Below are 23,359 nucleotides of genomic sequence, written 5' to 3' on the forward strand. Positions count from 1 at the left end.
CACTCTGAACGATCGGTGTTGCGTGATCACGAACGCTTTGTGACTCAGCGGTTAAGTTCCCTTCTGCCCTTTTTGCGGTCAGATTGCTTACGGGTTGCACCGGGAATCGCCCCAGGTCGGAGCGGCTGTGAACGACGGCGGGGCGGGCAGCCGTCCGTCGGCCGGCGCACGGCCGGGTGGCCCGTCGGGCCACTCGCCGCCCGCGCCGAGCCCCTCGCCACCCGCCCCGAGCCCCTCGCTATCCGCTCAACGCCCGGTGCAGGCGCCTAGCCTGGTTCTGTACCCGTGACGTGCCGGGCCGGCCCGCCCGCTCGGTCAGCTCCGGTATCTCGGCACGGGCACCGCAGCGTTCCGCGCAGTCGGCTCCGACTTCGAGGAAGTCACCGAGTGCCTTGGCCGGAAGACTCTCCTGCGCGAGGAGTCCGGGCAGGGCGGTGCGGAGTATCGCCCAGACAGTGGCGTACGCACCCGTGCCGGCGGCCGCGCGCACCCCGTCCGCGAACCGGCCCGGCTTGATGAGCGTGAGCTCCGACAACTCGGCGATATCGGCTCCCAGACGCTCGGCGTCCAGCACGCCGCGGGCGGCCAGGACCAGCAGGGCGTCGACTGCTTCCAGACGGTCCTGCGGCCGACGGGCGGCGAGCCCGTACGCCACCGAGAGGTGCACGGCCTGACCCGCCGGGCCGGGTGCTTCGGCGAGGGCGGGCAGATAGCCCTGCTGCGGCGCGAAGTTGTGGCAGGCCACACCCGACATGAAGTGAAGCAGCCGCGCGGCGACCAGCTCGGGCTGCGCGGGCAGCACCCCGAGCAGGTGCCGGTAGTGCGTGACCGGCGAGTGATCGGGTTCTGTCGGAGTCACCGGGCGACCCAGGCGGGCAAGCGGCCCGTCGAAACGCTCCCGCAGCCCGGGCAGCTCCCCGAGGTCGACCAGCACCGTACGGGCGCGGTAGACCTCCCGGTGCTCACGGTGCGACGAAGGCGCCGGCAGCGATCCTTCGCGCAGATGCTCGGCCAGACGCGTTCCGTGGGAGGTCCCGAGGGCATCGGCCCGGGCGGCCAGGAAGCTCAACTGGGCATCTCCCGCAGGGCTGCCGGGACCCGAGGGGGCTCCGGCACCCGCAGCGCCGTCGATTCCCGGAGGGCCCTCGAACCGGACGCGCAGCAGCGCCTGACCGAAGTCCATCTCGCCGACACGGGCCCCTCGCCGCGTGTACTCCTCCAGGCGCTCGACGAGGACCGCCGCCTCGATGGCGCCGGAGCTGTCCGTCGGGGTGGCGAGAAGGAACGGGCCGGGATCCGAGTGGATCCGGTGGGCCGCCTCCCAGCAGCGCGCATCACGGACAGCGGCCGGCCCTCCCCGCGCAGCCGAGGCTCCGGACGAAGTGTGCTGAACCCTTTGGTGCAGCAGCTCCATGCGCAGCTGGCCGAGCGCCGCCGCGACGACGATCTCGATACCGCTCGAGAGGAAGTGAAAGGAGTCCTGGCGCTCGATCCATGAGCCCATGTGCTCCCACCAGCGCTGGGCCTCGACCACCGGACGCAGTGCGTCCGTCAGCGCCTTGCGGTCGCGTGCGGCCTGCCGCATCAGCCCGTCCAAGGCCCGTTCGAACGTGACGAGATCATTGGGCGCCCCTGCCAGCAGCACGCTGACGTCCTCCGCCACCTCGGCGGGTGTCGCCCCGGCCGGGCTCACCGGCGTCCACTCGGGCGCAGGCGGCAGGAACTCCTCGTACGAGTAAGGGATTTCGTCCCCTTCGCCGATCGGCTGTCCCAAGATCTCCGCGGCTTCGCCCCGCAGTCCCGGCGTGAGCAACTCCGCCGCCGTCGCGAGCTCGGCGAGCTGCATCCGGTCGAGCGCGACCGTGTACCGGCCCACCAACTTCAGCGCCCGCTCCTGGACGTCGGTGTCCGCGTGCCCGAACGCCTCCGCCACCGCGGGCAGCAGCACCCCGGCCGCCGCGGGCCGGGCTTTGAGTACCTTGCCCAGCAGCACCAACTGCGCCCGCACCAGCTTCTTCTCCGTACGGAACAGCAGCGCGCGGGTCACGTCCGCGAGCCGCTCGTCGGACAGACCGCCGTCGAGTGCCAGGGTCCCGAGCACGGTCTGCGCATGCGCGGCGACCGGTGAACTCGCATCGGCGGCAAGGGCTGCCCAGTCCGCGAGACGGGCCAGCTGCTCCGCACGCGTCAGCGCCAGCTCTTCGAGCAGCCGCAGGAACATCCGCTCGTCCATCTGACGCCCGCCGCGCAGCAGTCGGGCCAGACAGGAGGCGACCATGGTGGGCCGGTCGAGCACACCGTCCCGGGTCAGCAGCGCGAGTGCTTCGGGCCAGGTGTTCGCGCCCGGCTCGCCCGGGAATGTGAACTGGGCGTAGCTGCCCACTTCCGGCGTCACGAAGAACGCGGACACGAGCCCGGTCAGATGAGGGTCACTGCGCAGCCGGTCGATCAGCGACACCCGCCGACTGTGGAAGTGCGAGAACACCCAGCCATGCACATACGCCTCGGTCGTCGGTGCCGCACACCCGCTGAGCCGTACGAGGCCGGCCATCAGCTCGTACGAGATGCTCGCCGACCGGGGCCGCTCGGCGAGTCGGTGCGCCACATCGGCCAGCCACTCGGGCGCACGATCGGCGAGCACGTCGAGCAGCAGCGCGTCAGGGGCCGGTGCCCAGGTGAAATCGCGTGCCGCAATCCAGGCCGAGGCAGCGGCGGCCCCCGTCTGGCAGCCCGCCCCGGCCACGGCCAGCGCCCGCAGGCGCTCGCGGTTGTCCCAGGTCCACACACCACGGTTGGCCGACCGCAGTCTCTTCAACAGATCGATGCAGACCCGCCGTTGAACGAGATCGAGCTTGCCGACGCACTGCGCGGCACGTTCGGCATCGCCCTGCTGCACCGCCTCGTACACATCGAGCACCCCGGGCCCGGCCTCGGCGCGTGCGGCGTCCACGGCCGCGCCGGTCAGGAGTCTGACGGTCATCGCGCGTTCTCCTCGGTCGTCTCCACACCGGACACCGGCGTCCGTACGGCAGCCGGCGGAACGGCATCGGTCTCCCCGCGCCGGACCAGGCGGACCGCGAGCGCATGCTTGCACGGGCCGCGCCCGCCCCTGTACTTGGCCCACCACACACATGTGCAGGTCAGCACGCCACCATCCGCGCGGACACGATGCGCATGCCCGTCCTCGGCCCGCACCGTGGCCATCTCTCCGTCCAGCGTGACCGCGTGGCGGGCCACCAGCGCACGTGCGTCCTTCAGCCGCGGGTTGTGCCGCTCCACCCGTTCGTTGTCATACGGCAGTTCGCGATGGAAGTACGCCGCCTCCGCCGCGTCGTAACCCACCCGTCCTGAGGTGCCCAGATACACGAGCGCCGCCCGCACCCGCTGCACGGAGAGACCGGCGGACGCGGCCAGTCCGGCGAGGTCGATCCGGGGTTCCCACGCGAGCAGCACCGAGATCAGCTCCGCGTCCTCGGCCGCCTCCGCGCCCGCGAGCGCATCGAGCACACCGCCCTCGCCCGAGAATCCGCGGGCCGCATCGGGGGAGAGGGTCAGGGTGAGCCGCATCCCCGGCAGCACGGCCTCCCAGGCCCCGGCCAGCGGTGACGAGCCGGCCGCGGCGGGCCCGTACACCCGAAGCGCCGTGGCATGGCGCAGCACCCGCTGCAGCGCGGAGAGCCGCTCGGGCCCGGGCAGGCACACCGCGCCCGGCACCGGACGGGTCGTCGGCCGCAGTCCCCGCCCCGCCGGAACCACCCACATCGCCCCTCGGGAGGCGCCCCGCGCACCCGTGCGCGGCAGGCCGCGCAGGAAGCGCACCGCCTCCGCGGCCGGCAGCTCGGCCCGCAACTCGAAGCCGGACGCGACGACCTGGGCCTCGGCGAAGCCGCGCAGCCAGCGGTCGGGCAGCGGCACCTTCTTCTCGACCACCGCACCGTCCACCGTGGTGACCGCCAACTCCTCCGGCCCGACCCGCAGATGGAGCGGATCGTCCGAGCCGACCCGCGACAAAGCCTCGCGCAATGGATGGTTGACGTCCACATTGGTCGTACCGTGCCCGACCTCGCCCCCGTCCAGACCCGTACTCAGGATGTCGAGTCGGGCCAGCACACCGCCGCACCCGGAGAAGGACTCGAACCGCAGGCGGTCCCCGCTGCCCGTCACCACCGGGTCGTAGGACGCCGGCCGCTGCGGCTGCCAATACCGCGCGGCCGCCACATCGGCCACGGCAAGGAGCGCCGCGGCGGCTGTCCGTGGCTCGGTCACGAACCCCGAGAAGAACCGCGGATGATCCACCCGCCCCGCGGGGGTGGCCCCGCGCGAGGTCTCGAGTCCGAGCCGCTGTCCCAGCGGTCCGGACTCCAGCGCGGAGGGGCGGTGATAGGCCACGGCCTGCAGTGATCGCGTCATGGAAAGACCGTAGACGGCGCCACTGACAACGGCCGTGGGCATCAACAATCCGCAGGTCAGGGCGGGTTGAAGCGGCTCACTGCCCGACCCGCCCCGGCTGCAGCACCTTCGTGAAAAGGACGGCCCCGGTGTCCTCGCGCAGGCGCACCGTCAACTCCCCGCTGCAGCCGTCGATATCGACCTCTCCGAAGTACTGCGGCGACTCGGCCGGCGAGACATTGGCGCGCGTCGGGGCCTTCACGAAGGACTGCTCGGGCCCGAACGTGCCGTCCAGCTTCACCGCCGGGAACCCGCCCGCCGCCAGAGGCCCGGAGACGAACTCCCAGAACGGGGCGAAGTCCTTGAACGCCGCCCGCGACGGATCGTAGTGCTGGGCTGAGGTGTAGTGGACGTCGGCGGTCAGCCACAGGGTGCCGGTGATCCGCTGGTGCTTGATGTACCGCAGCAGCTCCGCGATCTGCAGCTCGCGCCCCAGCGGCGCACCCGGGTCGCCCTGCGCGACCGCCTCGAAGTTCACCGCGCCGTCCGTGACCACCAGGCCGAGCGGCATGTCGGAGGCGATGACCTTCCACACCGCGCGCGAGCGCGACAGCTCCCGCTTCAGCCAGGCGAGCTGCTCGGCGCCGAGGATGCCCACCGGGTCCTCGGTCTGCCGGTTCGGGGAGTTCGCGTCGCGATACGTGCGCATGTCCAGGACGAACACATCGAGCAGCGGACCGTGTCGTACCACCCGGTGGACCCGCCCCTCGCTCCGGCCGCCGGGCAGCGTGCTGATCGGGAAGTACTCGCCGAGGGCCCGCCGGGCCCGGGCTGCGAGCACGTCGACGTTCTTCTCCGTATAGCGGACGTCGTCCAGGATCTGGCCCGGATACCAGTTGTTGCGGACCTCGTGGTCGTCCCACTGCACGATCGAGGGGACCTCGGCGTTGAAGCGCCGCAGGTTCTCGTCGAGCAGGTTGTAGCGGAACGTGCCGCGGAACTCGGCGAGCGTCTCGGCGACCTTCGCCTTCTCCTCGGTCATCACATTCCGCCAGACCCGCCCGTCCGGCAGCGTCACCGTCGGCTGCAGCGGCCCGTCCGCGTACACCGTGTCGCCGCTGCACAGGAAGAAGTCCGGGTGTCTGCGGCGCATCTCCTCGAAGACCCGGTAGCCGCCGAGCTCCGGGTTGATGCCCCAGCCCTGGCCCGCGATATCGCCGGACCACACGAACCGCACATCCTGGTGCCGCCGCTCGGGCGCGGTGCGGAAGGTACCGGTCACCGGGCGGCTGGTGCGCCGGGGGTCCTCGGGGTCGGCCAGCGTCACGCGGTAGTGGATCTGCTCACCCGCCGGCAGCCCCCGCAACCGCGTCGTCCCCGTGAAGTCGCTGCCCGGACCGAGCAGCGGGCCGTGCCAGGTGTGCGTACGGCGGAACGATTCGCTCGCGGAGGTCTCCACGATCATCCGGGCCGGCCGGTCGGAGCGCACCCACACCAGTCCGGAGTGCGCGTCGACGTCGCCGGTCTGCACACCCCACTCGGCGCGCGGGCGCCCGGACAGGGCGAGCGCCGGAGCGGCATCGGCCGCGGGCAGAGCCAGCGCGGCGGACGCGGCCAGCGAGCCGCGCAGCACGGAGCGGCGGCCGGGAACGGAGCCCTGCTGACCTGATGACATCGGTGAGCCTCCTGGGACGGGACCGACAAGTGCGCGGGAACAGACCTACTGGTGCACGGCGGCGCGTATGCGAACCCCAAGTGAACAACTCCCTTGCCGGGCAAGGGAACACGGCGCGCTCTACACAGCGGGCAAAGCAGCCGCGCGGCTGACGGCGGCCCGTATCAGGCGGTGTCGCCGTCGTAACTCCGGCGGTGGACGAACACCTCGTCCATGTGGGCCTCGGCCCACTCCTTGAGGCCGCGCATCACATGCTGGAGGGAGAGGCCGAGCTCGGTGAGCTCGTAGGTGACGGTGACCGGTACGGTCGGTGTCACGGTGCGGGTGACCAGGCCGTCGCGTTCGAGGGAGCGCAGCGTCTGAGTGAGCATCTTCTGGCTGACTCCGGCGAGTTGGCGTGCCAGCTCGGAGTAGCGCATCGACCGCGGCTCCCCGGCGCCGTTTCCTCCGGGGCCTTCGCTGCAGAGCGCGGCCAGGACCAGCGCGACCCACTTGTCCGAGATGCGGGCGAGCAGCATGCGGCTGGGGCAGCCGTCCAGGAACGCGTCGTACCTCATCTTCGCCTGCGCCCGTTCCTGGGCCGCCGTCTTGGTCGGCATCGACCGCTCCTTCCAGCCAGGGGTGGGGAGTTACGCACTTTCAGGTGCCTACTTCCCGTCGGAGAGCTGCCGTTCCAGAGTGATGCAGGTCAGCAGCCGAGCACAACCCATGAGGAGCACCCCATGAACACAGCCACTTTCCGCGCCGCCGTCGTCCGTTCCCCCGAGGGCCCAGACTCGATCGAGCTCGTGGACCTTCCCATGAGCGAGCCCGGGCCCGGCGAGGTCCGGGTGCGGATCGCCGCGGCCGGGGTGAACCCGGTCGACCTGGGTGTCGTACGCGGTGTCTTCCACGCCTTGGGTCTGGTCCATCAGACCGAACACACCGGTCTGGGCTGGGACTTCTCCGGCACGGTCGCCGCAGTGGGCCCCGGAGTCGAACTGGCCGTCGGCACCCGCGTCGCCGGTTTCATCGACGGCTTCGACCGGGACTTCGGGACGTACGCCGAACAACTCGTCGTGGCAGCCGCCAACCTCGCCGTCGTTCCCGACGAACTGGACCTGACCGTCGCGGCCACGGTGCCGCTCAACGCAACCGCCGCCGCACAGCTTCTCGACCTGCTCGGCGACGCCCCCGACACCGGCCGCAGGCTGCTGGTGACCGGCGCCGCGGGCGCGGTCGGAAGCTATGTCGCGGCCCTCGCGCCGGAGCGCGGGTGGCAGGTGACGGGCCTGGCCAGGGAGGAGGACGAGGAGTTCGTCCGCGGTCTGGGCGCCGAGTTCACCTCGCGAGCCGAGCCCGGCTACGACGCGGTCGCCGACGGTGCGGCCCTGCAGGGACAGGCCCTTGCCCTGGTACGTGACGGCGGAGCCTTCGTCGGCGTCCAGCCGAGCGCCAAGCCCGCGGCCGAGCGCGGGATCACGGTGGACGTAGTGGTGTCCCACCCCGACGGTTCGCGGCTGAGCCCCCTGCTCGCCCGCGTCGCAGCCGGCGGGCTGCCGGCCCGCGTGCACGCCGTCCTGCCCCTGGAGCGGGCCGCCGGCGCCCACCGCGCCATGGCCAAGGGCGGAGTGCGCGGTCGCATCGTGCTTCAGCCCTGAGCGGCACGTTCCTGAAGGCGAGACGAGGCGGGCCCGGGCATGGGTACCGGGTCCTAAGGCCTGTCTGACAATTCCCGTCGTGTCAGCGAGTGTCCGCCGAGTTGGCAGTCCGGAGGTGCGCCGACCGTCTGGCGGGTAGCGCCGGGCAGGACCTACGAACGGCGGGCCAGCAGGTGGGCGTCGAGGAAGCCCCGTTCGGAGGCCGGATCGTGAAGCAGCCGGGCGAAGGGAACGAGCCCGGCATCGGCCAGCAGTTCGGCGAGGCGATCCGTCGGCCAGCTGTAGGCAGGTGCCACCTTGTGGTCGAACCGGAGCGGCTCCGGTCCGTCGGTCCCGAAGAAGGAGACCAGGAGCAGGCCACCCGGCGCCAGGACGCGTACCTGCTCGGCGAGCAGCTCCGGCAGTTCCCCCGGAGGGGTATGGATCATCGAGTAGTGGGCCAGTACGCCACCGAGCGCGCCGTCCTCGATCGGCAGGGATTCCATCCGCGCCTCCTGGAAGCGCAGCGCCGGATGGGCCCGCCGGGCGTGGTCGATCATGCCGGGGGAGAGGTCGAGTCCAAAGGCGTCCAGGCCCAGTTCGTGCAGCATGGCCGTCAGATGTCCGGGCCCGCACCCGACGTCCGCTGCCCGCAGGTTGCCCGTCGCGCGCACCAGTTCGGCGAAGGTGCCGATCATGGCCCGGGTGAACGGCTGTGTCTCCAGCCGGTCTGCGAACAGCGATGCGTACAGCTCGACGACTCCGTCGTAGGCCGCCCTGGTCTCGTCCTGATGATTCGCCACGGGCAGGACTCTATAGCCGGTCTGATCATTGATCTCGTGGCAGGTCGAGGTGAATTGACGGATGCGGCATGGGGCGAATAGAGCCCCTGTTGCCGCAGGTGGACCGACGCGGCCGTCCGTGGCGTGATCACCGGCAGGTGGTCAACGGGGTGCTGTGGAGGCTGCGGACCGGGGCTCCTTGGCGCGACCTGCCCGAGCGGTTCGCCCGCTGGGAGGCTGATGGCACCTGGGCGAAGCTGCTGGAGCACGTCCAGGTCCGTGACGACGCGGTGGGCCGGGTGGAGTGGACCGTCGCTGTCGACTCCACGGTCAACCGGGCCCACCAGCACGCCGCGGGCGCCCGTAAAAGGGGGACGCGGACGGGGACGAACTGGAAGATCCGGGCCGCTCGCAGGCGCGCCAGGCCCTCGGCCGGTCCCGGGGCGGGCTGACCACCAAGGTCCGCCTCGCCGTCGACGGCCGGGGTCTGCCGCTGTCGATCGTGCTCACACCCGGAAACGTCAACGACGCCACTGCGCTCGCCGAGGTCCTCGACAAGATCCGCACCCCGCGCGCCGGCACGGGCCGCCCGCACACGACACCGGACCGCGTGCTGGGTGACAAGGCCTACTCCAGCAGGGCCATCCGCCATCTGCTGCGGCGTCGGGGCATCGCCGCCACGATCCCCGAGCGCCGCGACCAGGCGGCCAACCGCCGACGCCGGGGGCGCCTCGGTGGCCGACCACCCGCCTTCGACAAGGAGATCTACCGCGACCGCAACGTGGTCGAACGATGCTTCGCCCGCCTCAAGCAGTTCCGTGCGATCGGAACCAGGTTCCACAAGCTCGCAGACCGCTACCGCGCGGGAGTTGTCCTGGCCTCCCTGATCCTCTGGCTTCGTGAAGCGGCCAGGTGATCATTTGTCAGACAGGCTCTAGGACCGTGGCACGGCCGCCGTCCCAGGTCGTACGACCAGAGCCCGATGCCCCGGTCATCGGTGCCGCATAGGCTGCCCGGCAAGATCGGGAACGACCTGGGGGAGCCCCGTATGACCATCGACGGCCGCAGCCACATCCGTATCGCCCGTCCGTCCCTCGACCTCGCCGCCGCGGAGAAGTTCTACGTGGACGGTCTCGGGCTCAGTGTCGTCTGGCGCACCGGGGGCGACCACGGCCCCGGCCCCCACGACCTGCTGATGCTCGGTCGGCCGGACGCCGACTGGCACCTGGAGCTCGTCCACGACGCGGAGCACCCGGTCGCCCCGCGGCCCACCGAGGAGGACCTCCTCGTGCTCTACCTGGACGGTCCCGTGCCGGACGAGCTGGTGGCCCGGATCGTGGAGCACGGCGGCAAGCGCGTCCAGTCGCCGAACCCGTACTGGAACGAATGGGGCGTCACCCTGGAGGACCCCGACGGCTACCGGCTCGTCCTGTGCACCCGCGCCTGGTCCAACTCCTGAGCCACGAGTCCAATCCTGACCCACGAGTCCAATCCTGACCACGAGTCCACTCCTGACTCAGGAGTCCAATCCTGACCACGAGTCCACTCCTGACTCAGGAGTCCACGCCTGACCCAGCAGCCCTCCGCGATAACGTCATGTTTATGGCGCTCAACTCCGGTGCAAGCACCGCCTCACCCGAACACGCCGCGATATCCCCGGGCAGAGGCCGCAGAGCGCGTCAGGTGACGGACTGGTTCGCGTGGCTGCTGCCTCCGGTGTACCTGGTCGCCACGGCGCTCCTCGTCCAGGCCGGGCTCGTCTCCGACGCCCTGGTCTTCGGCAACATGGCCACGCCGCTGATCAGCGTCCTGGTCCTCTTCTACGCCTCGACCGGCTGGCATGTCACCCCGTACGAGAAGGACTTGCTGTCCGCGCGCACGCTGACCGGCCGCCGGACCCTCGACCTCGCCCGGCTCACCAAGGTCGGCCGGAGCGAGGTCGCGGGCCAGGGCTCGACGGACGACCGGCTCATCCTGACCGATGCCCATGGTGTCCGGGTCATCGTGAACAAGCTGAGGGGCGGCAACGGGGACGTCGACCGGCTCGTACGCCGCGCGCTTCTTGAACGGCCGATCGACGCCGGCGTCGTGGTGTCCGCACGTGCTGCCGAACGGCTCGGACTCGAGGACGAAGTGCGCAGGGCCAACGACAAGATGGTGCCCGGACGCTCCCTGCGCGGCTGGGTCGTCGGCTGGATGCCGATCCTGCTCACCCTGGTCTATCTCCCGGTCGGCTTCGGGCTGCTCATCCTCGGCTATCTGGCGGCGGGCAGTCCCTGATCAGCCCGCCGGATCGTTCCGCATCACCTGGGCGAGCAGTCCCACGGCTTCGGCGATCCGCTCCGGTGCCAAGTGCGCGTACCCGATGACCAGATGCGCCCGGCCGTCGGGCGGGGGAGCGGAGGAGTACGACTCCAGAGGACGGATCGCAAGACCGAGCTCCGCCGCCCGCTCCGCAAGGGCGGGGCCCGGGCCCGCGCCGCGGGGAAGGGCGGCGATCACATGCAGACCGGCGGCGATCCCCGTCACGTCCGTGCCCGGCAGCCGCTGCGCGAGCGCCGAAACCAGGACGTTGCGCCGCTCCCGATAGGTCCGCAGACACCGCCTCAAGTGCCGGTCGTAGTCGCCGCGTTCGATGAACCGCGCGAGCGTTTCCTGGTCGAGTGCGGGGTTCCCGAGGTCCATGAGGCGTTTGCGGACCACGATCGCCTCGGTCAGTTCCTCGGGCACGACCATCCAGCCGAGCCGCATCCCGGGAGCCAGTGACTTGCTGACCGAGCCGGTGTACGCGACGTGGTCCGGGTCGAGGCCCTGCAGGGCGCCCACCGGCGCGCGGTCGTAGCGGAAGTCCCCGTCGTAGTCGTCCTCGATGACCAGGCCGTCCACGGACCTTGTCCAGTCGAGGAGTTGAGCGCGGCGTCGGGCGGAGTAAGCGATCCCCGACGGGAACTGATGCGAAGGCGTGGCCACCAGGGTGCGCACCCGGTGCTCTCGCAGCAGCGCCAGGTCGGGCCCCTGAGCGTCCAGAGGTATCCGTACGGTCCGCATCCCCGAGTGGGCGAAAAGCTCCGCGTGTTCGGGGCTGCCCGGGTCCTCCGCGGCGACCGTCCGCTCCCCGCGCGCGTACAGCACCAGACCGAGCAGCGTCATGGCCTGGGAGACCCCGGAGCAGATCACGACACGTTCGGGGCCGACGACCACGCCCCTTCTGCGGGCGAGCAGCTGGGCCACCGCCGTACGCAGCCGGGGCAGACCGCGCGGATCCGGGTAGCCGAGCGTGGCGTGGGGCAGCTCGGCGAGCACTGCGCGCTGGGCCGCGGACCAGGCGGAACGCGGGAACAGGGACAGGTCGGGGATGCCGGGCAGGAGGCTGAGCCGGGTGCGCGGAGCGGCGTCGGCGCCGCGCCGAGCAGGCGGGACGCCGGCCGCCGAGGCCGCCACCGCGCCGCCCACCCAGGTCCCCGCCCCACGGCCCGCCCGCAGATATCCCTCGGCCGTCAGCTGCTCGTACGCCTCCGTGACCAGACCGCGCGAGACGCCCAGGTCGCCGGCGAGCGCACGGCTGGCCGGCAGCCTGGTCCCGGGAGCCAGCCGGCCCGAACGCACGGCCTCACGCAGCGCCGACTGCAGCGCCTTCCCCCGCGAGCGCGCGGGCGCGGCCGCCGCGGGCAGCAGCAGTTCCCAGGCGGTGGTCCAGCCCCGCGAATCGTCTTGAGCGGCAGGCGAATTGGTCCCCGATGACGTCATGAAAGTGGACCTTAATGCGGACCGCCGCGCTCTCTAGCGTCAACGGCATGACCGCACCACACCTCACCACCGCGCGCGGCAGCCTCCTCGCCGCCTTCGCCTGCTGCCTGGTCGGCGCCTCGTTCACCGCGAACAGTGTGCTCGGCGACTACCCGTACGCCGGAGGGCAGTTCCTGCGCTACGGGCTCGCCTGTCTCCTGCTGCTTCCGTTCCTCGGACGCGGCGCCCTCGCGCCGCTGCGCCGCCTGACCCGCCGCCAATGGGGACGCCTCGCACTGCTCGCGGCCGTCGGCATGGTCGGCTTCAACCTGGCCGTGCTCTACGCCGAGCGCACCGCCGAACCCGCCGTCCCCGGTGTGTTCGTGGGCTGTGCGCCGGTGGTCGTGGCGGTGCTCGTCCCGCTGCTCGGCTCCCGCAGGCCGACAAGGCCCGTCCTGTACGGCGCGCTGCTGGTCGCGGCCGGGGCGTTCACGGTGCAGGGCTGGGGCAGGACCGACGCCGCGGGGATCGCGTTCTCGGTGTGCGCGCTGCTCGGTGAGGTCGGCTTCGCGGTGATCGCCGTACCGCTCGTACGGCCGCTCGGACCCAAGCTGCTCTCGGCGACGGTGTGCGGGATCGCGGCCGTCGAGTCCCTGCTCATCGGCCTGCTGAGCCAGGGCACCCACGCTCTGCGCGTACCGACAGGGGCGGAAGGGGCCGCTCTGCTCTGGCAGGCGGTGATCGTCACGGTGATCGGCTTCGTCTGCTGGTACGCGGGGATGCAGCGCATCGGCGCCGAGCGGGCCACGCTCTTCTCGGGCCTCATCCCCGTGGCCGCCGCCGCGACCGCGCCCTTGGTCGGCACGGGGCACTACGGCGCGGCGCAGGCGGTCGGCAGTGTGCTCGTCGGGCTCGGAGTCGCCCTGGGTTCGGGGGTGTTCGCGAAGGCGGCCGTCCCGTCAGGAACTGGCGTCGAGGATGACGCGGGACACGAGGGCCGGATCGTCGTTCATCGGCACGTGACCGCACCCCCTGAGAGCGATGAGGCGGGCGCCGGGGATCGCCCGTTTGGCCCGCACCCCCTGGCGCCGCAGCAGCAGCCGGTCCCGGGTGCCCCAACCGATCGTGACCGGCACGGAGTCGACATCGTCCTTCCACTGGACGCCGCGCCCGGCGGACAGGGTCGCGTGGAAGCCCGTGGCCTCGCGCAGCGCCAGCGTCTCGGCGACCACGGCCTCGGGTGAACGGCGCCCGGGCCGCGCATAGATGGTGCTGGTCAGCGCGGCGCGGCCGGCCGCGGAGCGGGAGAGCCGCTCGATCGCGGGCAGCGGGAGCAGCTTGGCGCCCCGGTGCATCGCAAGCAGCGTTCCGAAGGCGTATCGCCGCTCGGCCTGCGTCCAGAATCCGGCCGGCGACAGCGCCGTCACCGACCGTACGAGCTTCTCGCGACCCATCTCGAGCGCCAGCAGACCGCCCAGCGAATTGCCCACCACATGCGGGCGTTCGATGTCGAGGGCCTTGCACAGGGCATTGAGCGCGGGAACGAAGTTCGCGAGGTCGTACGCGAAGCCGTCGGGCAGCGCGGGCGAGGCGCCGAACCCCGGCAGATCCACGGCGATCACGTCACGTTCGGCCGCGAGGATCCCGAACACCGGGTCCCAGGCCTGGTGGTGGTGCCCTATGCCGTGCAACAGAAGCACCGGATCCCCCGAACCCCCGCGCCGATAGACGACGCTCACATCCTTCGGGCCCTGGGCGGAGTCGACGCTGAAGGTGACGGTGGCGGACATGCTGCTCCTCGTCGGTGGACAACACGGCGGTGGCGCTGGACGCTCCAGGACCAGCGGAGGCTCCTAGACAGTCTGTCAGCAACAACTACTCTTGGGTAACCCCTTGTTGGGCCCCGGCTGGACACAGGCGCATGGCGTCAGGTGGGATGGAACGGTGCCGACCGACACTCTTGTGGACGAATTCGAAGCCCAGCGCCCGGTCCTGACCGGCGTCGCCTACCGCATGCTCGGACGCGTGGCGGACGCGGAGGACGTGGTCCAGGAGGCCTGGCTGCGCTGGTCGGCCGCGGACCGTACGGATGTCAAGGACGCGCGCGCCTTCCTGGTGCGGATCACCACCAGGCTCGCCATCGACCGGCTGCGGCAGGTGCAGTCGCGGCGTGAGGCGTATGTCGGACCCTGGCTGCCGGAGCCGGTCCACACGGAGTTCGGCGACAAGGTGCCCGACACCGCCGAACAAGCCCTGCTCGCCGACTCCGTCTCCCTCGCCGTCCTGGTCGTCCTCGAGTCGCTCTCGCCGCTGGAGCGGGCGGTGTTCGTACTGCGCGAGGCCTTCGGCTTCCCGTTCGCACACATCGCCGAGACCCTCGACCGCTCCGAAGCGGCGGTACGTCAGCTGGCGGGCCGCGCCCGCAAACACGTCGACGAACGCAAACCCCGCTACGACGTCGACCCGGTCGAACGCCGCACGCTCACCGAACGGTTCCTCGCCGCCGCCGGCGCGGGCGACCTCGACGGACTGATCGGCATGCTCGCGCCCGACGCACGCCTCGTGGGCGACAGCGGAGGCAAGTCCAAGGCGCCGCTGCGCGTTCTGGAGAGCGCCGACAAGGTCGGCCGCTTCCTGCACGGCGTCTCCGGGCAGACGGGCGCGGCCCTGGACGAATACCGGATCGTCGAACTCAACGGCGGACCGGCCCTGTTGGGGATCATCGACGGCAAGGTCGACGTGATGATGCAGCTCGACATCGCCGACGGCCTCGTCCGGTGCGTGTACATCCAGCGCAATCCCGACAAGCTGGAGTCCCTCCTGGCGAACGAGAAGGACTGATTGCCGGGATTTCCCGATACGGGAACCAAGTCCCCTTTGCTGAAAAGCCCCCGCCTTCCGAGGCGGGGGCTTTCCTGTGCGCGACAAGCTCATGAACACCTCATGAGAGCGGAGCGCTGCGCTCTGTAACGGAGCGAGGATTGGTCTTGACCAAGGGTGTGCGCAGCCCTATCGTCGCGGATAGTGCAGGAACCTTTAATAAACAAGGGCACGTAAAAGCCGTCAGTGGCAGGGCATTTACGCCAGGGCGAATGCGGAGGATCAGGGTGGGGACCACGCAGCTGGAGACGGCACCGGAGACGAAGTACTGGCACCTCAAGACCGTGATCGGTGAGGCGCTGGACTCCGAGTTCGCGGTCGGCGAGATTCTTCCCAACGAGCGTGATCTGGCGGCCCGTTTCGGCGTCGCCCGCGCGACGTTGCGTCAGGCTCTGGAACAGCTCGAACTCGAAGGCCGGCTGCAGCGGCGCCGCGGCGTCGGCACCACGGTCGCCCCGCCCCGTATGGGCGTGGCCGTCGGAGCCGCCGGAAACGGCTGGCCCGGCAGCTCCGGCGACGCATGGCAGCCCGCCGACTGCACGCAGGAGATCCCGCCCGCCGTGGTCGCCGAACTGCTCGGCACGGGAGCCGACGAGGCCGTTCATGTGCTGCGCCGCTCGCGGATGTACAGCGGGCAGCCCGTCGCCGCCGACCTGCTCTACGTGCCGGCCGCCTCGGTGCCCGACCTGTCGGCCATAGACATTCCGGACGGTGTCACCCGCGCCCGCGTCGTGCTGCGCGAACTGCAGCGGCTCGGCTTCGACGGCGAGGACCGCGCGGTCGAGCTCGGCTCCGCCCGCGCCGACGACGCCCGCCAGCTGGACCGCCTGCCCGGCGCCCCCGTACTCCTGGTGACCACACGCTACTTCGGCCCCGGCGGGCGTACCGCCGCCGTGTCGGTGGCCACGTACCGCGCCGACACCTGCCGCCTGACGTTCGGCGGCGATGTGGAGTTCCACTCCGAACAGGAGCGCAGGGCCTCCTGAGCGAGACCCCGCAGACCCGGCCCGTCGCCCCCTCCGCGGCGGGCCCGGTCGTGTGACCGGCCGCTCTCGGGGGTGACGGAGGCCGGGCCTCGGGGTGTCACAGCGAAACCGACCGAACCTCGGGGTCTCACAGCGAAACCGATCGAACCTCGGGGTCTCACAGCGAAACCGACACCGGGAATCAGACGGCGACGAGTTCCCGCTCCTGCTCCCGGTCCGGCGTGGTGACCTTGGTCTTCTTGTTCGGCAGTGAGAGCCGGAAGACCTTGTGCCACGCGGAGAACACCTGCTTGGGCAGCGGCCCGGTGACGTACTCCAGCTCGTACTTCTCGAACAGCGCGCGCACCTTCACCGCGACCTCGGCGTACCGGTTGCTCGGCAGGTCCGGGAACAGGTGGTGCTCGATCTGGTGCGACAGGTTGCCGGTCATGAAGTGCATGGCCTTGCTGCCGCTGATGTTCGCCGAACCCATCATCTGGCGCAGGTACCACTGGCCGCGCGTCTCGCCCTTGATCGACCGGCGCTCGAAGACCTGAACACCCTCGGGGAAGTGCCCGCACATGATCACCGAGTGGGTCCAGATGTTGCGGACCAGGTTCGCGGTGAACGTGGCGGCGAGTGTGGGAAGGAACGACGGGCCGGAAAGCAGCGGGTGGATCACGTAGTCCTTGAGCACCTGCTTGCGGATCTTTCGGCCCACAGCCTTGGCCCGCGCGCGGAACACCGGGTTCTTGCGGCGGTGCTTGCTCAGGTTCTTGCCGAGCTCCAGGTCGTAGGCGGCGATGCCGTACTCGAAGAAGCAGGCGTTGAGGAAGTTCCACAGCGGCTGACCGAGGTGGAACGGGTGCCACTTCTGGTCCTCGTCGACGCGCATGATGCCGTAGCCGAGGTCGTTGTCCTTGCCGATCACGTTGGTGTAGGTGTGGTGCAGCTCGTTGTGCGAGTGCTTCCACTGCTCGGCCGGCGCGACGTGGTCCCAGTCCCAGGTGGTGGAGTGGATCTTCGGGTCCCGCATCCAGTCCCACTGGCCGTGCAGGACGTTGTGGCCGATCTCCATGTTGTCCATGATCTTCGCCACGGAAAGACCGGCGGTGCCGAGCACCCATGCGGGCGGGAAGATCGAGAACAGCAGCACGCCCCTGCTGGCCAGTTCGAGCTTGCGCTGCGCCGCGATGACCTTGCGGATGTAGGCGGCGTCCTTCTCGCCGCGGGCGGCGATCACCTCGTCGCGGATCGCGTCCAGCTCGCGGCCCAGCTCTTCGATCTGCTCCGCGGTCAGGTGGGCGGTGGGGTCGATGGCGGTCAAGGTGCTCCTACCGTTCGATGTCGCAGGGGCCCGCCGCGGCGGACACACAGGTCTGGATGAGGACGCCCGGCTCGGCCTCGGTGATCTCGCCGGTGCGCAGGTCGCGCACGGCGCCCGACTTGAGCGGCGTCACACAGCCGAAGCAGATGCCCATACGGCACCCGGAGGGCATGAGCACGCCGGCCTCCTCGCCGATGTCGAGCAACGGCATGGCACCGTCCGCGTCCACGGTCTTGCCGGTGACGCTGAACGTGACCTCGCCGCCGTCGCCGGCGACGACGATGCCGGGGCGGAAGCGTTCGGTGTGCAGACGGTCAGGGACGCCGTGGTCGGCCCAGTGCTTTTCGGCGGCGTCGAGCAGTCCCGCGGGCCCGCAGGCCCAGGTCTCGCGCTCGGCCCAGTCGGGTACGAGTGCGTCGAGACGGGCGATGTCGAGCATGCCGTCCGTGTCGGTGTGCACCTCGGTGAGCCGCAGCTTCTTGCCCGCGACCAGGTCGTGCAGTTCGTCGCGGAAGATCACGTCCTGTGGCCGCGGCGCGCAGTGGACCATCGCGACGTCGTCGAATTCGGTGTCGCGCAGCATGCCCATCACGGGTGTGATGCCGCTGCCGGCCGTCAGGTAGAGCACCTTGGCGGGCTTGGCCTGCGGCAGTACGAAGTCACCGGTCGCCTGGTCGAGCTGGATCAGCGTGCCGGGCTTCGCCCTGCGCACCAGGTGGTTGCTGACCTTGCCGTCCGGGATCGCCTTCACAGTGATCGTGACGCGGCCGTCCCGGCGGTCGGTCGGCGAGGTGAGGGAGTAGGCACGCCACAGGCGCACGCCGTCGACGTCGACCCCGATCCGCACGTACTGACCGGCTGTGTGGCCGCGCCAGCCTCGTCCCGGCCTGATCACGATCGTTGCGGCGTCAGCCGTCTCGGGGTGCACGGCCTCGATGCGCCCCCGTAGGTCGGCGCCCGCGCGCAGCGGGCTGACCAGGTCGAGGTAGTCCGACGGCAGCAGCGGTGTCGTGACCATCTCGAGCAGTTTCCACGCCCTGCTGCGGAGGGCAGTACTCGTCATGCCTTCAGCTTGCTGTGCGTCAGGGCGTAAAGTCCTGACCGTAGGACGTGAATCTGCTCGACCGAATTATTCGCAGGGAACAAAATCGTGAGCCATGCAGCCCGGAGGGCCAGCGAGCTGACCCTGGATGAGACGACCGTCACCGCACTGCGGGCCGCACTGAAGACCACCGCCGACGAGGTCGTCCAGGCGATCATCGACGAGGTCCCTTCGTACGCCAACGCCCTTTCGGGCCGGATGGGCGGCACCATCCGCGGAGCCGTCCGCACCGCCCTGGGGCACTACCTGGACCTCGCGAGCGGGAAGGCCACAGGCGGCGACGGCGGTGACGCGGCCTATGAGTTGGGCCGCGGCGAGGTGCGCGACGGCCGTTCGATGGACGCCCTGCTCAGCGCCTACCGCGTCGGCGCCCGCGTGGCCTGGCGATGCCTGGCAGACGGTGCCGTACCCGCGGGTCTGCCCGCCGCCGAGGTCGCCAAGTTCGCGGAGCTGACCTTCGCCTATATCGACGAGCTCTCCGCCGCGAGCGCCGCGGGCCACGCCGACGAACTGGCTGCCCGGGGCAGGGCCCACGAGCGTCACCTGGAACACCTGGCCCGCGACCTCCTCGCCGACGCGAGCCCGGACGTGCTCCTCGCCTCTGCTCAACGGGCCGGGTGGCAGCCGCCGGTTTCCCTGACCGCGGTCCTGCTGCCCACAGCCCAGGCCCGGCCCGCCTACCGCGCGCTCGACCCGAGCACCCTCGTGCTCGACGATCTGCCGGATGGCAACGGTGTGCTGCTCGTCCCCGATGCCGACCGCCCTCATCTCCTGCGGCAGCTGACCGACCGCTCCGCCGTGGTCGGCCCGGCCCGGCCGTGGACCCGTGCCTGCGCCTCGTATGCGCGAGCCGTACGTGCGCGCTCGCTCTCCCCCGACATCCGCGACACCGAGGACCACCTGCCCGAGCTGGTGCTGAGCGCCGACGCGGACGCGTTCGCGGACCTGCGCACCCGAGCCCTGGCGCCGTTGCAGACCTTGCCCGCCGCGACCGCACGGAAGCTGGAGGAGACCTTGCGGGCGTGGCTGCTGCACCAGGGCAGGCGGGAGGAGGTGGCGGCGGCGTTGTTCGTCCACCCCCAGACGGTCCGGTACCGGATGTCGCAGCTGCGGGAGCTGTTTCCGGATCTCGCCTCGCCACAGCGGGTGCTCGAACTGACATTGGCGGTGGGCCTGCGGGGCAGCTGACGGACCGCTGCTTCAGCGGGCCAGCAGCACCAGGACGAGTACCGCCAGAGCGGGCACCGTCTGCACGAAGAGGATCTTGCGGGATGCCGTCGCGGCGCCGTACAGCCCGGCGACAGCGACGCAGGCCAGGAAGAAGATCCGTACCTGGAATCCGACCGGATCGGAGGCGAACGCTCCCCACAGGAGTCCGGCTGCCAGGAATCCGTTGTACAGGCCCTGGTTGGCGGCCATCGCCTTGGTCGCGGCCGCGAACTCCTCCGTCGTACCGAAGGCGGCTCGGGCGCGGGGGCTGGTCCACAGGAACATCTCCAGGGCCAGGATGTAGACGTGCAGCAGGGCGAGCGCGACCACGGCGAACGTGGCAATAGTGGACATGCCGGACACGTTATGTCACGGCAGGCGGGTCCCTCGTTCACAGCCGGGCTGATGGATTGCCTCGAACCCTTCGGAGCAGGCCGGCTAGCGGCCCGTCACTGTCCCCTCCACCGCGAACAGCTCCTCCTCGACGTGATCGAGCGCAAGCCGCAGCGCACCCGTCGCCACCGCCGCCTCGCCCAGCATCGACAGCGCCACCCGCGGCGGACGCAGACAGTAGCGGGCCAACTCCCGGCGCAGCGGCTCCAGTACGCCGTCGAGGCCCGCGGCCCAGCCGCCGATCACCACCAGCTCCGGATCCAGGGCGAGGACCAGCGCCGCCACATCGTGGACAAGCCGCTGGATGTACCGGTCCACCGCCGCCTTCGCGCCCACATCGCCCTCACGGGCGTGCTGGAACACCTCGGTGACCGCCTGCTCGTCGAGCGGGTGCAGTGGCTCGTCCGTCGTGGAGAGCAGGGTCTCGGGCGTGACGTCGCGGCCGAGCAGATGCAGCGCACCGATCTCGCCGGCCGCACCCCCGAAGCCGCGGTGCAGCCGGCCGCCGATCAGCGAGCCCGCGCCCGGGCTGAGCCCGGCGAGCACGAACACCACGTCGTCGGAGTCGCGGGCCGCGCCCTTCCAATGCTCGGCGACCGCGGCCGTGTTGGCGTCGTTCTCCACCAGGACCGGGCACTTGAAGGAACGGCGCAGCCGCTCGCCGAGCGGCAGTCCCGTCCAGCCGGGCAGCGCCGTACCGAGCCTTACGGTGCCGTCCGCCTCGACGATGCCGGGGCTGCCCACGCCGACGGCGCGCAGCGCGTCGCGGGCGATGCCGGCGCGGCGCAGCAGCTCGGCCACGCACGTGCGAAGCCGCTCCAGACGTTCATCGGACGAGGCGACCTCGTCGACCTGCTTGTGGTTGGCGCCGAGCACCTTGCCGTCCAGGTCCGACAGGACCGCGGCCACCCGGTGCGGGCCGATCTCCAGGCCGAGGAGATGCCCGGCCTCGGCGCGGAAACGGAAGCGGCGGGCCGGCCTGCCCTGCCGCCGCGCCGCACCCTCCTCGACGGGGGCCTCGACGACGAGACCCGCCTCGATGAGGCCCTCGACCACACCCTCGACGGTGGGGCGGGAAAGCCCCGTGATCCGGGTGATCTCGGTGAGCGTCGCGGAGTCGGCGTTGCGCAGGGCATGCAGCACCACGGCCGAGTTGATCCGTCGTAGCAGCGAGGGATCCCCGCCGGTCAACCGGCTCAACGTACGTCCTTCCTGCTCTGCGACCTGCCTGGCCGGATCGTACTCGCCGCGGCCTGGCCACGGCGAGTGTCCGGAGGCCCACATTCGGTGGCCCGAAGGCCTGGAGAGGTGATCAACCGGGCGACACGAACCCCGACTCGTACGCGGCGATCACGGCCTGGGTGCGATCGCGCGCCCCCAACTTCGCCAGTACGGCGCTGACATGGGACTTCACCGTCTCCGCACCCACCACGAGATCGGCCGCGATCTCGGCGTTGGACATCCCGCGGGCCATGAGGCGCAGCACGGCCGCCTCGCGTTCGGTGAGCGCCGCCCGTTCCATGGCCGCACGCGCCGGCGCGCTGCCGTACTCCGCCGCAAGGGAGCGCACCGCCGCAGGGAAGAGGAGCGACTCGCCCTCCGCGACCAGCCGCACGGCGTGCACGATCTCCGCGGGCCGGGCGCGCTTGAGCAGGAAGCCGTCGGCGCCGGCGCGCAGGGCGTCGTACACGTACTCGTCGTTCTCGAAGGTCGTGACCACAAGGATCTTGGGCGGTGCGTCCACGGAGCGAAGGACTGCCCGGGTGGCCTCGATGCCGTCGAGCAGCGGCATCCGTACGTCCATCGCCACGACATCCGGCCGCAGCGAGCGGACCAGCGGCACCACGGCGGCGCCGTCCGCGGCCTCGCCGACCACCTCGATGTCCGGCTGCGCCTCGAGCACGGCGCGCAGACCGGCGCGTACCAGGGGTTCGTCGTCGACGAGCAGGACGGTGATCGGCATCCGGCCAGCTTAGGCGGTGGTGCGCATCCCCAATGGATCACCCTTCGATCACCCATGGATCACCCATGGATCACCCATGGATCCTCCGTGAATCCTCCTCAGGACACCGGGAGATCGACCGTGAGCTGCCACTCGCCGTCCTCGGGGCCGGCCTTCGCACGGCCGCCGAGCAAGGTGGCGCGTTCGCGGACGCCGCGCAGTCCCGAACCGCTGCCGGCGCCGAGCGAGGTGCCATCCAGTGGATTGGTCACGGTCAGGAGCAGCCGGCGGTCGTCGGCCGTGATCCGCACCGTGACCGGTACGGCGCCCGCATGCCGCAGCACATTGGTGAGTGCCTCCTGCAGGATGCGGTACGCCTCGCGCGTGACCGGCCCCGGCAGCCGGTCGAGCGGCCCGGTGATCTCCGCGTCCACTTTCGCACCGGAGGCCCGCGCCGAGTCCAGGAGCCGGTCGGCCTCGGCGAGCGTGGGCCGGCGGTGCGCGGGCTCGCTCGGTTCGCGCAGCACTTTCAGGACCCGCTCGAGGTCCTCCAGTGCCGCGCGGCCGGTGTCCTCGATCGCGGCCAGCGCCTGATCGGTGAACGCGGGGCTGTTCGCGGCGCGTGCCGCACCGGCCTGGACCACGGCCACGGTCAGGGCGTGGCCGATCGAGTCGTGGAGCTCGCGGGCGATGCGGTTGTGCTCGAGCAGCTGCTCGGTGCGCTCTTCCAGGGCGGCGAGGCGTTCGGCGGGGGAGGGGCCGAGCATGCGCAGGGCTGTCCTGGCCATGAGGGCGCCCGCGCCGGCCGCCACGTAGCCGAGGACGGTCAGCGGCAGCGGCACGAGAAAGATGTACGCCCAGTGTGCGCCGTGCAAGGTGATCACGGAGTCGGCACCGGGGTCGTCGCCGACCACGGACCCGGCGAACGACAGCGTGGTCGCACCTGCCTGAACGGACAGCCAGGCCATCGCACTTCCCGCCTCGAGGCGGAGCACCATCCACAGCGCGGTGACCCCGCGGTCGCGCCATGTCTGTGCCGGACGCGCCACGATGACCGGTTCCGGGGCGTCCTCGTCCCCCTGGCGCGCGTGCCGCCCCGGGAACAGCATCAGCCTGGCCTGGAGCCCCTCGGCCAGACGCATCGCGGGCACCAGGCCGGCCGCCGCCACCAGCGGGATCGGCAGCAACGCGAGAAACACCCAGTGTGCGACGGAGTCGGTGTGCACCCCGACGATGAACGAACCGATCACCGTGGGCACCGCCCCCACGACCAGATGCACCCAGCGCGTATACGTCACCGCACGGGTCAGCGGTCGCAGGAATCGAGGCATGCCGCCATCGTGCCAGTCG

19 protein-coding genes and 2 pseudogenes are annotated in these 23,359 nt (G+C 71.0%); 8 read left to right on the top strand and 13 right to left on the bottom strand.

Features of this window, described 5'->3' with window-relative positions; all coding sequences use genetic code 11:
* Positions 1-238: 238 nt before the first annotated feature.
* From ABT367_RS10795 to ABT367_RS10810, 4 genes are all read right to left on the bottom strand, one after another.
* Positions 239-2,980, bottom strand: a complete 2,742-nt coding sequence (locus ABT367_RS10795) for a DUF6493 family protein (protein ID WP_352251729.1) — start codon at positions 2,978-2,980, stop codon at positions 239-241.
* Positions 2,977-4,410, bottom strand: a complete 1,434-nt coding sequence (locus ABT367_RS10800; RefSeq protein WP_352251731.1) for an SWIM zinc finger family protein — start codon at positions 4,408-4,410, stop codon at positions 2,977-2,979. Before ABT367_RS10800 ends, ABT367_RS10795 begins: the two co-directional genes overlap by 4 nt.
* 76 nt (positions 4,411-4,486) lie before the next feature.
* Positions 4,487-6,064 carry an alkaline phosphatase D family protein gene (locus ABT367_RS10805; RefSeq protein WP_352251733.1) on the bottom strand — a complete coding sequence of 526 codons (1,578 nt, stop codon included), beginning with the start codon at positions 6,062-6,064 and terminating at the stop codon, positions 4,487-4,489.
* A 164-nt stretch (positions 6,065-6,228) separates the two neighbouring features.
* A complete protein-coding gene (locus ABT367_RS10810; RefSeq protein WP_352251735.1) occupies positions 6,229-6,663 on the bottom strand; it encodes a winged helix-turn-helix transcriptional regulator in 435 nt (144 codons plus the stop codon).
* 123 nt (positions 6,664-6,786) lie between these two features.
* Here ABT367_RS10810 and ABT367_RS10815 point away from each other — a divergent pair, with 123 nt between their 5' ends.
* Positions 6,787-7,704, top strand: a complete 918-nt coding sequence (locus ABT367_RS10815; RefSeq protein WP_352251737.1) for an NADP-dependent oxidoreductase — start codon at positions 6,787-6,789, stop codon at positions 7,702-7,704.
* 152 nt (positions 7,705-7,856) lie between these two features.
* Here the strand turns inward: ABT367_RS10815 and ABT367_RS10820 are convergent, their stop codons facing one another.
* Complete coding sequence (locus ABT367_RS10820) at positions 7,857-8,486, bottom strand: class I SAM-dependent methyltransferase (RefSeq protein WP_352251739.1); 630 nt, start codon at positions 8,484-8,486, stop codon at positions 7,857-7,859.
* A gap of 36 nt (positions 8,487-8,522) precedes the next feature.
* On the opposite strand from ABT367_RS10820, the pseudogene ABT367_RS10825 reads away from it, so the two are divergent.
* The 3 genes and pseudogenes from ABT367_RS10825 (at position 8,523) to ABT367_RS10835 (ending at position 10,745) form a co-directional block, all read left to right on the top strand.
* Positions 8,523-9,403: pseudogene (locus ABT367_RS10825) on the top strand (IS5 family transposase).
* Between the two features lie 110 nt (positions 9,404-9,513).
* Positions 9,514-9,924, top strand: coding sequence for a VOC family protein (locus tag ABT367_RS10830; RefSeq protein ID WP_352251741.1), 411 nt, complete (start codon positions 9,514-9,516; stop codon positions 9,922-9,924).
* A 224-nt stretch (positions 9,925-10,148) separates the two neighbouring features.
* Positions 10,149-10,745 carry a hypothetical protein gene (locus ABT367_RS10835; RefSeq protein ID WP_352251743.1) on the top strand — a complete coding sequence of 199 codons (597 nt, stop codon included), beginning with the start codon at positions 10,149-10,151 and terminating at the stop codon, positions 10,743-10,745.
* On the opposite strand, the gene ABT367_RS10840 is transcribed toward ABT367_RS10835, so the two are convergent.
* Positions 10,746-12,212, bottom strand: a complete 1,467-nt coding sequence (locus ABT367_RS10840; protein WP_352251745.1) for a PLP-dependent aminotransferase family protein — start codon at positions 12,210-12,212, stop codon at positions 10,746-10,748. It lies immediately after the preceding gene.
* Positions 12,213-12,259: 47 nt separating this feature from the next.
* Here ABT367_RS10840 and ABT367_RS10845 point away from each other — a divergent pair.
* Positions 12,260-13,057, top strand: a pseudogene (locus ABT367_RS10845) (DMT family transporter); the annotation flags it as partial.
* A 93-nt stretch (positions 13,058-13,150) separates the two neighbouring features.
* On the opposite strand, the gene ABT367_RS10850 reads toward ABT367_RS10845, so the two are convergent.
* On the bottom strand, positions 13,151-13,981 hold the full coding sequence (locus tag ABT367_RS10850; RefSeq protein ID WP_352251747.1) for an alpha/beta fold hydrolase: 831 nt from the start codon (positions 13,979-13,981) through the stop codon (positions 13,151-13,153).
* Between the two features lie 154 nt (positions 13,982-14,135).
* On the opposite strand from ABT367_RS10850, the gene sigJ reads away from it, so the two are divergent.
* Entirely contained in the window at positions 14,136-15,032 is an 897-nt protein-coding gene (gene sigJ, locus ABT367_RS10855) for an RNA polymerase sigma factor SigJ (RefSeq protein ID WP_352251749.1), read from the top strand.
* Positions 15,033-15,298: 266 nt separating this feature from the next.
* A complete protein-coding gene (locus tag ABT367_RS10860; protein ID WP_352251751.1) occupies positions 15,299-16,057 on the top strand; it encodes a GntR family transcriptional regulator in 759 nt (252 codons plus the stop codon).
* A gap of 181 nt (positions 16,058-16,238) precedes the next feature.
* Here the strand turns inward: ABT367_RS10860 and ABT367_RS10865 are convergent, their stop codons facing one another.
* Together ABT367_RS10865 and ABT367_RS10870 are read right to left on the bottom strand one after the other, a co-directional pair.
* Positions 16,239-17,363 carry a fatty acid desaturase family protein gene (locus ABT367_RS10865; protein WP_352251753.1) on the bottom strand — a complete coding sequence of 375 codons (1,125 nt, stop codon included), beginning with the start codon at positions 17,361-17,363 and terminating at the stop codon, positions 16,239-16,241.
* 7 nt (positions 17,364-17,370) lie between these two features.
* Entirely contained in the window at positions 17,371-18,426 is a 1,056-nt protein-coding gene (locus ABT367_RS10870; protein ID WP_352251755.1) for a ferredoxin reductase, read from the bottom strand.
* Between the two features lie 87 nt (positions 18,427-18,513).
* Here ABT367_RS10870 and ABT367_RS10875 point away from each other — a divergent pair, with 87 nt between their 5' ends.
* Complete coding sequence (locus ABT367_RS10875; RefSeq protein WP_352251757.1) at positions 18,514-19,653, top strand: PucR family transcriptional regulator; 1,140 nt, start codon at positions 18,514-18,516, stop codon at positions 19,651-19,653.
* A 12-nt stretch (positions 19,654-19,665) separates the two neighbouring features.
* On the opposite strand, the gene ABT367_RS10880 is transcribed toward ABT367_RS10875, so the two are convergent.
* The 4 genes from ABT367_RS10880 to ABT367_RS10895 all read right to left on the bottom strand — a co-directional run bounded on the left by ABT367_RS10880 (position 19,666) and on the right by ABT367_RS10895 (position 23,340).
* The gene (locus ABT367_RS10880; protein ID WP_352251759.1) at positions 19,666-20,028 is read right to left on the bottom strand and encodes a DUF1304 domain-containing protein; all 363 of its coding nucleotides are present in this window, start codon (positions 20,026-20,028) and stop codon (positions 19,666-19,668) included.
* Positions 20,029-20,112: 84 nt separating this feature from the next.
* A complete protein-coding gene (locus ABT367_RS10885; RefSeq protein WP_352251761.1) occupies positions 20,113-21,267 on the bottom strand; it encodes an ROK family transcriptional regulator in 1,155 nt (384 codons plus the stop codon).
* A gap of 112 nt (positions 21,268-21,379) precedes the next feature.
* Complete coding sequence (locus tag ABT367_RS10890) at positions 21,380-22,030, bottom strand: response regulator transcription factor (RefSeq protein ID WP_352251763.1); 651 nt, start codon at positions 22,028-22,030, stop codon at positions 21,380-21,382.
* Between the two features lie 98 nt (positions 22,031-22,128).
* A complete protein-coding gene (locus ABT367_RS10895; RefSeq protein WP_352251765.1) occupies positions 22,129-23,340 on the bottom strand; it encodes a sensor histidine kinase in 1,212 nt (403 codons plus the stop codon).
* Between the last annotated feature and the right edge of the window lie 19 nt (positions 23,341-23,359).

This window comes from Streptomyces mesophilus, from assembly GCF_040300965.1.
Classification (GTDB): Bacteria; Actinomycetota; Actinomycetes; order Streptomycetales; family Streptomycetaceae; genus Streptomyces; species Streptomyces mesophilus_A.

Bases quoted from the DNA above. Each gene is read 5' to 3' on its own strand.
- ABT367_RS10870 (WP_352251755.1), bottom strand. From the start codon at position 18,426: ATGACGAGTACTGCCCTCCGCAGCAGGGCGTGGAAACTGCTCGAGATG.
- ABT367_RS10850 (WP_352251747.1), bottom strand. From the start codon at position 13,981: ATGTCCGCCACCGTCACCTTCAGCGTCGACTCCGCCCAGGGCCCGAAG.
- ABT367_RS10805 (WP_352251733.1), bottom strand. From the start codon at position 6,064: ATGTCATCAGGTCAGCAGGGCTCCGTTCCCGGCCGCCGCTCCGTGCTG.
- ABT367_RS10810 (WP_352251735.1), bottom strand. From the start codon at position 6,663: ATGCCGACCAAGACGGCGGCCCAGGAACGGGCGCAGGCGAAGATGAGG.
- ABT367_RS10890 (WP_352251763.1), bottom strand. From the start codon at position 22,030: ATGCCGATCACCGTCCTGCTCGTCGACGACGAACCCCTGGTACGCGCC.
- ABT367_RS10840 (WP_352251745.1), bottom strand. From the start codon at position 12,212: ATGACGTCATCGGGGACCAATTCGCCTGCCGCTCAAGACGATTCGCGG.
- ABT367_RS10815 (WP_352251737.1), top strand. From the start codon at position 6,787: ATGAACACAGCCACTTTCCGCGCCGCCGTCGTCCGTTCCCCCGAGGGC.
- ABT367_RS10880 (WP_352251759.1), bottom strand. From the start codon at position 20,028: ATGTCCACTATTGCCACGTTCGCCGTGGTCGCGCTCGCCCTGCTGCAC.
- ABT367_RS10800 (WP_352251731.1), bottom strand. From the start codon at position 4,410: ATGACGCGATCACTGCAGGCCGTGGCCTATCACCGCCCCTCCGCGCTG.
- ABT367_RS10830 (WP_352251741.1), top strand. From the start codon at position 9,514: ATGACCATCGACGGCCGCAGCCACATCCGTATCGCCCGTCCGTCCCTC.
- ABT367_RS10895 (WP_352251765.1), bottom strand. From the start codon at position 23,340: ATGCCTCGATTCCTGCGACCGCTGACCCGTGCGGTGACGTATACGCGC.
- ABT367_RS10795 (WP_352251729.1), bottom strand. From the start codon at position 2,980: ATGACCGTCAGACTCCTGACCGGCGCGGCCGTGGACGCCGCACGCGCC.